Genomic DNA, 14,069 nt, shown 5'->3' with positions numbered 1-14,069 from the left:
AGGAGGCGCCTGAGTCAGGTGACGATTCCGGCCCCCACGGTACGGTTTGTGGACTCATCGATCAGAATGAATCCGCCCATAGTCCTGTTCCGTCGGTAGGAATCGAACGTCAGCGGGACGGTGGTGCGAAGACTGACACTGCCGATCTCGTTGACGGCAAGGCTCTTGGCCGGCTCTTCGCGCAAAGTGTTGATGTCGAGCCGGTACCCCAGCTGTCGCACCATGGCGCGCGCCGTGCGCGTGGTGTGTTTGACCGCGTACTTCTGGGTCGGGTCAAGGGCCTGGCTCTCGTTCATCCAGCACACCAGGGCCTGCAACTCCTGGGAGACTACTGGAGTGTCGTGCGGGTGACATAGCAGGTCCCCGCGGGAGATGTCGAATTCGTCGGCGAGCTCGACCGTGACGGACATGGGCGGGCGGGCTTCTGGAACGGAGCCGCTGGGCGAGTTGATCCTGGTGATTCGAGTGGTGGCACGGGAGGGCAGGACCAGCACCTCGTCGCCGGTACGCAGCACACCGGCAGCCATCTGGCCGGCATAGCTGCGATGGTCGGTGACGCGGGTGGACTGCGGCCGGATCACGTACTGGACCGGTAGCCGGGCACCCAGGGAGTCCGTGACAGATGTGGCGGGCACGTTCTCTAGGTGCGCGAGCAGAGCAGGCCCGTCATACCACGGCATGTTCGGAGAGGGGTGTACGACGTTGTCGCCCCGCAGCGCCGACACAGGGATGACAGTGACATCTCGCGCGCCGATCTCGGCGGTGTAGTCAGTGAACTCCGCACGCAGCTCCTCGAACTGCGCCTGGCTGAAGTCGACGAGGTCCATCTTGTTCACGCACAGGACCAGGCGCCGGACGCCCAGCAGAGTGCACAACAACGCGTGCCGGCGGCTCTGTTCCACCAGTCCCTTCCGCGCGTCAGCCAGGATTAGCGCCAGGTCGGCCGTGGAGGCTCCGGTGATCATGTTGCGGGTGTATTGGGTGTGCCCTGGCGTGTCGGCAACGATGAATTTGCGTCTCGGCGTCGAGAAATACCGGTAGGCGACGTCGATGGTGATGCCTTGTTCGCGTTCGGCGCGCAGTCCGTCGGTGAGCAAGGACAGATCGGTGTAGTCATCGCCGCGTGCGCTGGAGACGGCCTCGATCGCGGACAGCTGATCGTCGAAGAGCGACTTCGAGTCATACAGCAACCTGCCGATCAGGGTCGACTTCCCGTCATCCACCGAACCGGCGGTGGCGAATCGCAGCATGTTCATCAGAAATACCCCTCACGCTTGCGGTCTTCCATGGCCGAATCGCTGACCCTGTCGTCGCCGCGCGTGGCTCCGCGCTCGGTCAGCCGGGTGGTGAGAATCTCCTGGATGACGTCCGCCGCCGTCGTGGCACCGGAGCCGACGGCGGCGGTGCATGAGGTGTCACCGATGGTGCGGTAGCGCACCTGCGCGTTGTACGGCTCTTCGCCAGGCCGGACGGGCAGGTGTTCGTGGACCGCGAACAGCATGCCGTCTCGGTTCACGACGGACCGCTCGTGGGCGTAGTACAGCGATGGGAGCTCGATGTCCTCCCGCTGGATGTAGTGCCAGATGTCCAGTTCGGTCCAATTGGACAGGGGGAACACCCGGATCGACTCACCCGGACGGATGCGGGAGTTGTACAAGGACCACAGTTCGGGCCGTTGACTCTTGGGGTTCCACTGACCGAAGTCGTCACGGAAACTGACGAAGCGTTCCTTCGCCCTAGCTTTTTCCTCGTCCCGGCGGGCGCCGCCGAACAGGGCGGTGAGACGGTGCCTTTCGATCGTCTGGAGCAGGACGGGTGTCTGGATCGCGTTGCGCATACCGGAATCAGGCTCGACGACCAGGCCGGAGTCGATCGCCTCCTGCACGCTGCCCACGATGAGCTGCGCCTCCAGTTCAGCGGTGAGTTTGTCCCTAAGCTCCAGCACCTCGGTGAAGTTGTGCCCGGTGTCCACGTGCACCAGCGGGAACGGTATCCGTGCGGGCGCGAAGGCCCTCTGCGCCAAATGGAGCATCACGATCGAGTCCTTGCCTCCGGAGAACAGCAGGGCCGGCCGTTCCGATTCCGCGACGACCTCGCGGAGTATGAAAATCGCCTCCGCCTCAAGGGCGGCGAGGTGTTCGACATCCACAGCCGGTATGGCACGGGGTGTGTCACGGTCGACGGAGGTGGGCATCACGGTTCACTTCCTTCGCGGGGGGAAGCCGGTCACTGTGGTCGTCGGGCCCTGGTGCAGCCGACGCCGGGAGGAGCCGGCGCAGAAGCGGCCCGGTCATGGCGGTTGTCACCAGTGCCATGCACACGAACATCGCGAACAACTGCGCATCCAAAACACCCAACTCAAGGCCCAGGCTGAGGACGACGAGTTCGGTCAGCCCCCGGCAGTTCATCATCGCTCCGAGCGCCAGCGCCTCGCGTCGGGTGTGGCCGCCTATCGCGAGTGCGGTGGCGGAGGCGCTGGCCATCTTGGCCACGACAGCCACCACGGTGATCAGTAGCGAGGTTAGCCAGGGGCCGGCACCGTTCAGCGTGCTCAACGTGGTCTGCAGACCGACGGTCACGAAGAACAGCGGCAGCAGCAGCCACACCGTGACCCCCTGGATCTTGCGGCTGAGTTCACTGATCAGGGGAGAGTTCCGCGGCATGATGACGCCCGCCATGAAGGGGCCGAAGATCGCGTGCACCCCCATGCGGTCGGTGGCGAGCGCGGAAAGCAGGATCAGGAACACCAGCGCGGCACACAGGCCGTCACGGGACAGCCGATTGCGCTCGGCTCGTGCCACCGCCCTGGTCACCAGCGGTTTGACGACCATCCACATCACCAGCGCGAAGGCAGTTACGAACACCACCGCGAGAGAGGCGGCGGTCAGCGACGTACCGCGCACGATGGCGATCACCACCGCGAGCAGGCCCCAGGCGGTGGCGTCGCCGACCCCCGCCGCGGTCAGCCCGGTCACACCGATCGGGGTGCGCAGCAACTGACGCTCCGACAGCACTCGCGCCAGTACGGGGAACGCGGTGATGGAGAAGGACAGCGCGACGAACAGCAAGAAGGCCGTCTCGCTCGCATGCGCCGGGGGATATCGCCCGTGCAGCCACCAGGCCATGAGCAGGCCCGCGAGGAAGGGCACCGCGATCGAGGCGTGGCCGATGAGGAACCCCACGGGCCCGCTCTTGCGCAGCGTGCCCGAGGGGACCTCCGCTCCGACCAGGAACATGAAGAACACCACGCCGAACTGGGCCAGTGTGTTCAGGTGCGGCAGGACTGACGTGGGAAACAGCCACTCCTGCGCCCGGGGCGCGATCCCGCCGAGCACGGAGGGGCCCAGGACCAAGCCGGTCACCAACTCACCGACGACCGCAGGCTGGCCGCATCGCCGGGCAACCGCTCCGCCCAGCGCCGCGACGCCGACCACGACCGAGGTGGCCACGAGCAGTCGGTACAGCTGCAGGTCACCGCCGGAACCGGAGCCGACGCCAGCAGCGCCGCCGCCGGAACCATGCGCCAGCCAGCTGAGCATGCACACCGCCACGACGACCGGTACCAGTACGATGAACGAGTAGACACCGAGATAGCGCCTCATGACCGAGCATCCTCAGGAAGCGGTATAGGCCGGTATAGCGAGCGGTGCAACACGGCCGTGGGACCGGGCAGGGGCGCACGGCGCCGGCGGACGGTCGGCGGGGGGAGGAACCCAGGTTGAGCAGACTCGCAGTTGTCTCGGGCGCGGCCACCGGCATCGGTAGGGCGGTGGCTGAGGCCCTGGCGGCCGAGGGAGCCGACGTCGTGATGATCGGGCGCCGGGCGGACCGCCTGGCACGGGCCGCCGCCGAGCTGAACGAGAAGCTGGGAGCCGAGCGAGTCCGGGCCGTGCAAGCGGATCTGACCGTGCCGGAGGACGTGGAGCGGGCGGCGGGTGACATCACGTCCACGGGCCCTACCGTGGACGTCCTGGTCAACAACGCCGGCGGAAACTTCGCCCCCACTGCGTCGAAGGACCTCGCCGACGTCCGCCGTGACTGGCTCGTCAACGTCACCGGCAACGTACTTCCCGCCGTGCTGCTGACACACGCTCTCATGCCGGCGCTGAGCCGCCCCGGCGGCCGCGTCCTCACCATCGGCTCCATCGCGGCCCTGCGCGGCTCGGGCTCCTACGGCGGCGCCAAGGCCGCACTGCACCCTTGGTCGACGGAACTTGCCGTGCGGCTGGCGCCCGAGGGGATCACCGTCAACGTCATCGCCCCCGGATACATCCAGGACACCGAGTTCTACGGTGAGCGCATGTCCCAGCAGTTCCACGCCGACCGGTCCCGGCAGGCGCCGGCCGGCCGCGGCGGCACCGTCGAGGAGGTGGCCGCGACGGTGGCACACCTGGCCGGCCCTGCCGCAGGATTCATCACCGGCCAGATCCTCCAGATTAACGGGGGCGCAGTGACCGGACGAGGCTGAGCAGGAGCCCGTGGCCGAAGCGGCGAGAGTGTTCACAGAGGGTCCACCGCAAGCGACTTGCGGGCTTCGGCCACGGCACGGCCGGTCAGCACGGAGGAGGAGCCCAGGTAGCTGGACGCGTCAAAGATCTCCTCCAGTTCGTCCGGCCCCAGCTTCCCGCTGATCTGGGGGTATGCCTCCACAAGGGTGCGCACGAGCCGGCCTTCCTGTTGTGCGCGCTGGGTGAGTTCGTAGACGAGTTCGTGGGCGCGCTGCTTGCCGATGTGCTTACCCAGCGTCAGCATGAGCCGCTCGGACATGATCTTGTCGGCGGCAGCCTCGGTGTTGTGACGCATCCGGTCGGTATGGACCAGCAGTCCGGTAACACTCTCCGTCATCATGCCGCATGCGGCCAGGCAGTAGTGTGCGATGTCGGGTATGCAGGCCCACTCGATACGCAGGGCGCGCGCGTCGCGCTCGTGGTCGCCGATCATCGCCGACAGGGCGGCGCCGGCCTGGGCGTTCGCCAGCCGGGCCATCACCACGACCTGCTCCAGGCGCTCGGGATTGCGCTTGTGCGGCATAGTGCTGCTGCCAACCTTGCCCGGCCGCCAGGCCTCGGCGACCTCGGCGAATTCCGGCCTGGACAGCGTGCGCAGCTCGTCCGCGATCCGGGCGAGGGTGCCGGTGACCATCGCCAGGGCGAGGACAAACTCCGTCGGCCTGTCACGCGCGGCGTGCCAGCCGGTCGTCGGCACCCCGAGTCCCAGGCGGTGGGCGAACCGCTCCAGAACGGCGGGCCCGAGATCGCCGAATCCCGCCATGGTGCCCGCCCCGCCGAACAGTTGTGCCACCACGACGCGCTCACGCAGCTGCGCAAGGCGGTCGTGGTGGCGCAGAAGCTCGTCGGTCCAGCCAGCCACCTTCAGCCCGAAGCTCATGGGCAGAGCGGGCTGGGCATGTGTGCGGCCCAGTGCCACCGTGTCCGCGTGCTGCCCGGCCAAATCGGCCAAGTCAGCGATGAGTCTGGCCAGTTGAGGTTGCAAAACGTCGAGCACGTCACGGATCTCCAGGCTCTGCCCGGTGTCCTGGATGTCCTGAGTCGTGGCACCGTAGTGGATGAACTGTCCCGCCTCGGGGCCGCAGGCCGCCTCGAAGACGCGCAGGAGACCGACGAGCGAGTGCCCGGAGTTGTCGATCTCGCGCTGTACGGCATCGAGGTCGATGAGTTCCATGCGCGCGCTGCTGGCGATGATGTCCGCCATGTCCTGCGGTATCAGGCCGAGTTCACCCTGCGCCTGGGCCAGTGCCGCTTCGATGTCCAGCCAGCGCTGATTGCGGCAGACATCGCAGAAGATCCGGCGGCTGTCGGGGGAGGCATAGCGGTTCCCATAGAACCGGGAGTCGGTGATGTGGCCGCGTTCGTGGCGACAGGATTCGTGTGCGGTGTGCAGTTGCGGATGAGGGCTCATGTCTTCCCCTTGTGAACTGGTACCCGGCGAATGGGCGCGGATCAGGCCCGGGCGCCGCTGGTCGTGAGGTACGGGCAGTGGCCATACGCAGGCGCGTCCGCGTCGATCTTGGTCCGCGCCGCCAGACGCAGCGCGGCCTGACGAGGGGTGTCGGCGTACTGGCGGGCCGTGGTGAACAGGTCATCGACGAGTCGGCGGGCAAGACGCGCGGAACCGGCCAGTACCTGCTCGGCGGTGGGTGGCCGGTCGGGGCCGAAGAGCAGCTCCATCGAGGCGGAGCCGCCGATGCCGCCGATGAAGTCCGGCACCACCAGCACTCCGCGCAGATGCAGGGCTTGCTCCGATGTCTCGCTCAGGCCGTAGTTGGCGCCGACGGCCACCGCCGGACAGGGCAGGCCGGCAGCTGATTCCGCGTCGACAGCGTCGGCGCCAGCCGCCAGGACCAATACGTCGGCGGGAACGGCGAGTAGCGACTCGCGTGCCGGCTGCACGTGCTCGGGAGCGAGCTGCGGGACGGGTGTTCCCGGCCTGCCGTGCAGCATCCGGGCCAGGTCCAGCCCCCGTGCATCCGCGACACAGCCGTGCTCGTCGGCGATCGCCACCACCCGCACTCCCTCGTCGAGGAAGGCGTGTGCCGCGGCACGGCCGAGCGTCCCGAACCCCTGCAACGCGACGCAGATGGGTCCGGCCGCGCCTGCGGCACGGGCGCCGCCGATCGCCGCGTGCGCGAGGACGTGCCCCGCCCGCCGCTGGCTGAGCGTCAGCATGCCCACCCGGTCGTCCAGGCGGGCCATGCGCGTGAAGAACTCCTCATCGGTCAGGTGCTGGGCCTTCTTCACGGCGTACTTGATGGAGGGGATGCCGCGGGCGGCGGCGAGCTGCTGGAGGTTGTCCCACCGGGTGCCCATGTCGGAGCCCATGCTGAAGCGATGGTGCAGCTCGTCATGGAGGAACGACAGGAAGCCATCCAACGCCTGCTGCGCACCCGGTGAGCGGGGGTCGTAGTCGATCCCGCACTTGGCACCGGTGACATTGAGCCCGAGGACTTGTTGTTTGAGAGTCATGGCGGAGGCGAGCGCACTCAGTTCGTCCGGGTTCAGGCCTGGCTGCATCCGACAGCCTCCGGCTGCCAGCGAGCCGGAGGTGCTGTCGTACGCCAGCCAGCCACGCACCCTGTGGGCGGAATCCTCGTAGCTGAGGATCTGTGTCATGGTGTTCCTCTCACCGTTGGTCGGTGTCGCTCATGCAAGGAGGGCCAGGACGTCGCTGGTGGTGATCAGCGCTTCGGGCAGGCCGCCGGCGACAGCGACGACAGCGCCATCGCGGTCGAGGGTGTCCATCACGTCTGCCAGCAACTGGCCGACGCCGACGACCGGCAGGGGCGGGGACATATGGGCGGCGACCTCGTCACCGGGGCTCAGGCGGCCCTGGGCCAGACCGCGGGCGAGGCCGGAATCGGTGAGGACGCCGCGGATCTCGGGCAGCCGTACCGGAGGCTTCGCGTCGGCCACGAGGAGATGGGCCACTCCCCGCTCTCGCATCAGCTTCACGGCGCCCGCCACGCTCTCGGCGGGGTCCACGAACATCAAAGGGCGGCCGTGCCCGCGGCGCTCCAGCAGAGCGCCGACCCGGACCCCTGACCCGGGCTGGTCGGTGAAGCCGAAGCGCTGAGTCCATTCGGCACTGAAGATCTTCGACAGGTATCCGCGGCCGGAATCGGGGATGAGCACCACGACGGCATCCTTGGGTCCCAGGCCGCGGGCCACGGCCAGCGCCGCAGCCACGGCCATGCCCCCCGACCCGCCGGTGAGGATGCCCTCTTCGCGGGCGAGCCGCTGGGTCATGCCGATGGAATCCTGATCGGACACCGCGATGATGTCGTCCGCCACTTCCGGGTCGTAGGACCGGGGCAGCGAGGGCTGGCCGACTCCCTCGACGACATAGGGACGCCCGGTGCCGCCGGAGTAGACCGAACCCTCCGGATCGGCGCCGACGATCCGCACGCGTCCCCGGGAGACCTCCTTCAGATAGCGGCCGGTGCCGGAGATGGTGCCCCCGGTTCCGACGCCCGCGACGAAATGGGTGACGCGTCCTTCGGTCTGCGTCCAGATCTCCGGACCTGTGGTGTGGTAGTGCGAGTCGGGGTTGGCCGGGTTGGCGTACTGGTTCGGCGAGTATGCCCCGTCGATCTCGACGGCCAGCCGCGCGGCCGTGCTCCGGTAGGAATCGGGATGGTCGACGGGGACCGCGGCCGGACAGACCCGCACATCGGCGCCGTACGCCCGCAACACCGCGATCTTGTCGGCGGAGACCTTGTCGGGGCAGGTGAACACGCATCGGTAGCCGCGCTGCTGGGCAACGAGGGCCAGGCCGACCCCGGTGTTCCCCGACGTCGGCTCCACGATGGTGCCGCCCGGGCGCAGCAGGCCCGCCTCCTCGGCGGCCAGGATCATGCGCAGCGCAATACGGTCCTTGGCCGAACCGCCGGGGTTGAAGGACTCCAGCTTGGCCACGATCGTCGGTGCCAGGCCCTTGCTGACGTGCCGCAGCCGCACCAGGGGAGTGTCGCCGATCAGGTCGATGATGGATTCGTGGGCGTGCACAGCGCTACCTTCCGTTCCTGCCGCCATGGCCTTGCCCGGCCGGCGAACCCTTGCCTGTGCGCCGGTAGGCATTGGCGAACTCCAGGCTGGTGCGCACCTCGATCACGGCCGGACCTGCGCAGGCGAGCGCCTTGGCCAGTGCCGGCTGGACGTCCGCCGGAGTGTGCACCGTCAGTCCCAGGGCGCCAAAAGATTCGGCCAGCGCCGCGAAGTCGGGGTTGGCCAGATCGGTGGCGATTGTCCGGCCGGGGAAGTCCTTGTCCTGGTGCAGCCGGATCGTGCCGTAGCTGCTGTTGTTGGAGATGAGGTACACCACCGGCAGGCGGCGGGCGCAGGCGGTGATCAGTTCGCCTCCGTTCATGAGGAACCCACCGTCGCCGACCACGGCCACGGTCGGTGTCGTGGGGTTGCGCAGCGCAGCGCTCACCGAAGCGCCGACAGCGAACCCCATGGAGCTGGAGGAGATGCCCAGCAGTCGGCCTCTCTCGCCGAACCGCAGATGGCGGTAGGTCCAGCTGGTGAAGGTGCCCGAGTCGACGACCACGGTGACCTCCCCGCCGGTCAGCTCGTCCAGAGCCGCGATCACGCCTCCGAAGACCACACCGTCGTCAGCCTGTACGGGATGCCAGACGGCCTTTTCCACCTCGAGCTCGTGCAGCTCGGCCATCCACTGCGACCGGCCCCCGCCCGGGTCGTCGGCTGGCCAGTCGGCCAGTTGGTGCATGAACGCCAACGGATCGGCCGCGACGCCGACCGCCGGCTGGTGGAAAAGACCGATGCGCCCAGCGTCGGGATGGATGTGCACCAACGGCTGAGCCGCGGTCGGGAACCGGCGGCGCTTAGTGGTGCTGTTGTCCAGACGTGTGCCCACCGCCAGCACCAGGTCGGCCCGGTCGAAAGCGGCGAACTGGCTCGCCTGGGTGTTGTTGTGCAGATGCCCGGCGTAGGCACCATGCCGGTTAGGCAGCAGATGCTGGTTCTTGTTGCTCGTCACCACCGGCAGTTGGTGACGTTCGGCCGCCTCCCGGATCACCGCACGGCTCTGGGCGCCCTCCAGCCGAGAGCCGACCAGCAGAAGCGGGCGGCGGGCCGCGGCGAGCAGGTTCCGTATCCGGTCGGTGGTGTGCGGCTCTGGGATGGACGGCCCGCAGACCGTGCGTCGGCAAGGGACCTCCGTCCCGCCGGGCAGGCGCCAGACGTCCTCAGCCACGGCCAGCACGACGGGACCTGGCGTTCCGGACTCGGCCACACGGAATGCCCGGGCCACGAACTCCGCAGCGGCCGTGGGCTCCTGAAGCCGCCAGACCGCCTTGGCCATGCCGCCGAAGTGCCGTCCCAGATCGATCCCCTGGAACGGCTCACGATCCGCTTCCGGCACCGGCACATCACCGACCAGCAGGACCAGGGGCGAGGCGTCCTCGGCTGCGGCGTGCACCGCCACCGCCGCATTGGCGGCCCCCGGCCCGCGGCTGACCAAACAGACGCCGGCCCGCCCGGTCAGCTTCGCGTCGGCCAGGGCCATGAACGCCGCCGACCCCTCGTGCCGGCAGGTCACCACATCGACCTGCGACACGTCGTACAGCGCATCGAGAAGAGGCAGATAGCTCTCTCCCGCCACGCAGAACACACGGTCGACGCCGTGTCCGCTCAGGCCGGCCGCCACGGTATGCGCCACAGTGGACAGCTGTTCGCCCCGGCCGGTGGTCACTGCTGTCGACACGCTCGGTCTCCTCGACACATGGGGGATGGTGACCCGGCCAGCTCAGGCAGCCGACGGAGGCAGGTATGCGGCAGTCGCGGTCTGCGGCGGATAGATGATGGCCGAGTCGTCGAAGCTCTGCTGGTACTTCTGGTACTGCAGCAGCGCCAACTCCGGGGCGTTGTGGTGCCAGTGCGCGGGGCCGCGCTCGAAGCGCAGCGGCCCGCGCCAGGTGGGGAACTCCATCGTCTCCAGCGCGTCGAGGAGATCCTCACGGCTGTCGGAGCGGGCCGCGGCCAGTGCGGCGGCGATGATGGTGACGTCCGTGAAGTGCGTCAGCGCGGTGTCCGGCGGGAAGGCGCCGTAGCGCTCGACGTAGCGGTCGATGAACCACCGCCCGATGTCGGTGAGCCCCTCCCAGGACGGCCGGTAGCGCATGGCCGGCCACATCGTGCCGACCCCGTTCTCGCCGCTCAGCCGCCAGAAGTCGTCCGAGCGCAGCGGGAACCCGAAGGTGACCATCATCGGGATGCCGGGCCGCAGTCCCACTTCGGCCGCCTGCTCGACGATCATGTAGTTGGTCTTGATGACGGCGCCGTTGATGAACAGGTCGGGCTTGAAGTCCTTGATGGCCCGCAGCTCGTGACGGAAGTCAATGGTGTCGTCCTGGGGGAAGTCGAACCGCAGGAACTCCATGCCATGGCGCTGGGTGCCGTACTCGACCAAGGTGTCGGCCATCTGCGCCCCGAAGACGGTGTTTGCCGCGAGCAGCCCGATCCGTCGCATCCCCTGGGAGGCCGCGAAGTCGAGCATCACCGGCACACGGTCGGCTATCGAGAAGTACGAGCGGAAGACGTTGCGCCGCTTCTGGGCTGTGATCAGGCTGTGCCCGTTCTCGACGAAGATCGGCAGATCGTAGCGGCTCGCCACGTCGACGACCCACGGAGTGGTGCGCAGATGCCACTGCCCCATGGCGGCCACGACACCGTCCACCAGGGCGAGCTTGGTCATCTGGGCCGCCGACGACCTCGCCATGCCCTCCTGCGCGGCCGTGGCCTGGTCGTCGTAGAGGACGAACTCGATCTGCCGCCCGCCGCGAGTACCGCCGTGCTCACGCACGTACTCCGCGCCCAGGCAGGCGCCACGGGTGACCAGCTCGCCCGCCGTGGGATCGCCCGGCTCGTTCAGCGGGGTGACGATGCCGATGCGGACCGGATTTGCGCCCGCATGCTTGTTGACCTGCTCGATATTGCTTCGAGCACGTTCCTCGTGTGTGGTTTGGGCACTACCCACGGGATTCCTCCTGCTGTCGGTGCGAATGTTCAGATGCCGAACTCAGACCGGTACGGGGCGAACCGCTCCTCGAAGTCCTTCTCGGTGAGACCGAAGTCCTCCAGGGCATAGGTGTGACGGCCGGTTGTCGCATCGTTCTCCGCCGCCATGAAGGCGGTCATGCGGCGACCGGCCTCAGCAGTCAGCGCTACTCCGATGTAGTCGCACACACGCTCGGCGGCACCGAGTGGATCGCCCACGACATCGCGGAAGTTCAAGTCGAGCGGGGCCGTGGCAGTCGGCCCGGTGCCCCGCCGTAGGCGGTTGAGGGCCTCGGCGGCATAGTCGAGCCAGTAACGGCCGATCTCCTCGCGGTCCACGGCATCGGAGCGTGCGGCACGCACAGTCGAGGTCAGGCTGCACACACTGGGCACTGCCACGGCGGGCGAGCGGTGCAGACGGATCACCTTGGCATTCGGGTAGACCCGGGCCAGATCCTCGGCGTGCCACAGATGAGAGGGGCACTTCAGCAGCACCGGCGCGCCAGGCCTGCGCCACAGCACGCAGCGCAACTGGTCCTTGTGGAAGCGGTACGCCGGCAGCATGGATTGCCCGCGCAGCCAACGGGAGTAGCCCGGTACGCGGTAGCGCAGCGCATAGATCGAGTGGCGGAAAGAGTTGGCGGTCAGCCGATGACACTCCTCGGGCAGCTGCGCCTGCAGCAGATGGATGGACCTGAAACTCGGAGCCGCCCGGTAGTACTCCTTGATGTACGCCTCACACGCGGCGATGAGGTCATCGGGCTCCTCGGCGGCGGCAGGCGCCATCGTTTCCCACAGCGCCGGGGAGCGCAGGTCCGGGTGCTGGGCGAGCAGGTGCTGCAGGAACGTGGTCCCCGTGCGCAGCAGACCTGTGATGAACACCGGACGGATGGGAACGCTGCTGATCTCGGGCACGGCCGCCATCATGTGCCGGACACGGATCTGCGTCACCAGAGCGGACACTAGAGCGGCCCGCGTGCGCGCACGACCCCGGTCATGCAGCCGCGCCTCGCTGTCGATAGCCCTGGTCAGTTCCGTGAGATCCGGCACGAAACGCAGCGGCGCTTCCCCGTCGTCGTCCGCGATGCAACGCGCTTCGGCCACCAGCGACGCCGGATCGAGATCCATACGATTCACCGACGAACGATCAGACGTGTCCAAAACCATGCGCTCCTGCCTTCCGGCGGATATTTCGCTCAGCGAATGGGTGCCCGGGTAACGCCGACCTGGCAGGCGCCGCCGAGCCGGAGCCGGCCCGGTCGCCGATGACTTTTAGGGGAAATTCCATGCAGAGAATCCCCTACGATTTGCACAATCTCATTGCCCCGACGCTTCAGCATCGACAGGCTCATGTTAGATGGCTGCGCCTGACATGCCGCTGACGCACAACTGACCTTGTTGGAGCCCAGAAAGCCTTGTGGAGCGCTCGACAGTTGTGCGATAACTGGCGTAATGTTGAGGCGCCATGGTCCGACAAGAACGGAGGTGGGCATGGCTACCGTCACAACAGAATCCGACAGGGCACTCGAAGCCATTCAGCGATATACGGTCGCAGATAATCCGAGTGCCTTCCTCGCGGTCAACAGCGGGAACAGCTATTTCGAATCGGATGACTCGCCGGGAGTCATCGTGTACCGCACCGCAGGAAGGTACCTGGTCCAGTTGGGTGGACCGTTCGCACCGGTCGACACCCGCGCGCGCCTGCTCCAGGAATTCGTCGCCTTCGCGAACGAACAGAGCCGCCAGATCGTGACCGTGCAGCTCCAGGGCGCCGACGCGGATCCTTATCTTGCCCAAGGTTTCACGGTCAATCAGATCGGCGCCTCGTACGCCATCGACCTTGAGGGTTTCTCCCTGCGCGGTACCGCGTTCATGCAACTGCGCAACAAGATCTCCCGCTCGCTGCGCAGCGGTCTGAAGATCAGCGAAGTCCCGCTCGAACCGTGGTACGACCAGATGTGGGAGCTGGACAAGAGCTGGCTGGGGACCAAGGGCGAGGGCACGAAGCCCCTCGAGTTCCTGATAGGCCAGTACGGCGGCGAGTACCAGCCGTTGCGTCGGCTGTTCGTCGGCGTGCTGGACGACAAACTCGTCGGCTACATCACCTACTCACCCGTCTACGGTGCGCAGGCCGGCTGGCTCCACGACCTGACACGGCGCCATCCCGACTCGCCCCCCGGGGTGATGGAGGCGATCAACAAGACGGCCATCGACACCTTCAAGGCCGAGGGAACGCGCTACCTCCACTTCGGATTCACGCCCTTCACGTCGCTGCAGGTGCGACCGCAGCTGCCCGGGCACAGCAAGGCCTTCCACTGGTTCATGGGACACCTGTGGCAGTTCGGCGAAGGCGTGTACCCGGCGCAGACCCAGCTCGCCTACAAGGAGAAGTGGGCCCCCGACGTCATCCTCCCGGAGTACGTCGCCTTCCAGAACGGGGCGAGCATTCCGGCACTCGTGCACATCTTCCGTGCCTGCAACGCGGTCTGACCACGCGCGCTCTTCGCCAAGTCCGAGACGACGAACGGGGTATTC

At 67.6% G+C, this 14,069-nt stretch carries 11 protein-coding genes; 2 read left to right on the top strand and 9 right to left on the bottom strand.

What is annotated here, in order from left to right:
- Positions 1-14 precede the first annotated feature (14 nt).
- The 3 genes from KUM40_RS00350 to KUM40_RS00340 are packed head-to-tail and all read right to left on the bottom strand — an operon-like array spanning position 15 to position 3,602.
- Positions 15-1,256 (bottom strand): sulfate adenylyltransferase subunit 1, encoded by a 1,242-nt coding sequence (locus tag KUM40_RS00350; RefSeq protein WP_217161526.1) that lies wholly within the window; start codon positions 1,254-1,256, stop codon positions 15-17.
- Positions 1,256-2,194 carry a sulfate adenylyltransferase subunit CysD gene (gene cysD, locus KUM40_RS00345; RefSeq protein ID WP_217161524.1) on the bottom strand — a complete coding sequence of 313 codons (939 nt, stop codon included), beginning with the start codon at positions 2,192-2,194 and terminating at the stop codon, positions 1,256-1,258. Before cysD ends, KUM40_RS00350 begins: the two co-directional genes overlap by 1 nt.
- Entirely contained in the window at positions 2,172-3,602 is a 1,431-nt protein-coding gene (locus KUM40_RS00340; RefSeq protein WP_217161522.1) for a cation:proton antiporter, read from the bottom strand. Before KUM40_RS00340 ends, cysD begins: the two co-directional genes overlap by 23 nt.
- A gap of 116 nt (positions 3,603-3,718) precedes the next feature.
- On the opposite strand from KUM40_RS00340, the gene KUM40_RS00335 reads away from it, so the two are divergent.
- The gene (locus KUM40_RS00335; protein ID WP_217161520.1) at positions 3,719-4,468 is read left to right on the top strand and encodes an SDR family NAD(P)-dependent oxidoreductase; all 750 of its coding nucleotides are present in this window, start codon (positions 3,719-3,721) and stop codon (positions 4,466-4,468) included.
- Positions 4,469-4,500: 32 nt separating this feature from the next.
- Here the strand turns inward: KUM40_RS00335 and KUM40_RS00330 are convergent, their stop codons facing one another.
- The 6 genes from KUM40_RS00330 to KUM40_RS00305 are packed head-to-tail and all read right to left on the bottom strand — an operon-like array spanning position 4,501 to position 12,701.
- Positions 4,501-5,919: an adenylosuccinate lyase family protein gene (locus tag KUM40_RS00330; RefSeq protein ID WP_217161518.1), complete on the bottom strand. Its 1,419-nt coding sequence runs from the start codon at positions 5,917-5,919 to the stop codon at positions 4,501-4,503.
- Between the two features lie 41 nt (positions 5,920-5,960).
- Complete coding sequence (locus KUM40_RS00325) at positions 5,961-7,130, bottom strand: Glu/Leu/Phe/Val dehydrogenase dimerization domain-containing protein (protein WP_217161517.1); 1,170 nt, start codon at positions 7,128-7,130, stop codon at positions 5,961-5,963.
- 30 nt (positions 7,131-7,160) lie between these two features.
- Complete coding sequence (locus KUM40_RS00320; protein ID WP_217161515.1) at positions 7,161-8,522, bottom strand: cystathionine beta-synthase; 1,362 nt, start codon at positions 8,520-8,522, stop codon at positions 7,161-7,163.
- Positions 8,523-8,526: 4 nt separating this feature from the next.
- On the bottom strand, positions 8,527-10,242 hold the full coding sequence (locus KUM40_RS00315) for a thiamine pyrophosphate-dependent enzyme (RefSeq protein WP_217161513.1): 1,716 nt from the start codon (positions 10,240-10,242) through the stop codon (positions 8,527-8,529).
- A 42-nt stretch (positions 10,243-10,284) separates the two neighbouring features.
- Entirely contained in the window at positions 10,285-11,514 is a 1,230-nt protein-coding gene (locus tag KUM40_RS00310; RefSeq protein WP_217161510.1) for an ABC transporter substrate-binding protein, read from the bottom strand.
- 29 nt (positions 11,515-11,543) lie between these two features.
- Positions 11,544-12,701 (bottom strand): sulfotransferase, encoded by a 1,158-nt coding sequence (locus KUM40_RS00305; protein WP_217161508.1) that lies wholly within the window; start codon positions 12,699-12,701, stop codon positions 11,544-11,546.
- Between the two features lie 285 nt (positions 12,702-12,986).
- Here KUM40_RS00305 and KUM40_RS00300 point away from each other — a divergent pair, with 285 nt between their 5' ends.
- Positions 12,987-14,024 (top strand): DUF2156 domain-containing protein, encoded by a 1,038-nt coding sequence (locus tag KUM40_RS00300; protein WP_308401019.1) that lies wholly within the window; start codon positions 12,987-12,989, stop codon positions 14,022-14,024.
- The last annotated feature ends 45 nt before the right edge of the window (positions 14,025-14,069 follow it).

This window comes from Streptomyces sp. AC512_CC834, from assembly GCF_019049325.1.
Taxonomy (GTDB): domain Bacteria; phylum Actinomycetota; class Actinomycetes; order Streptomycetales; family Streptomycetaceae; genus Streptomyces.
Note: the sequence above shows the minus strand (reverse complement) of the source record. Positions and strands in the feature narration are given on the sequence as shown.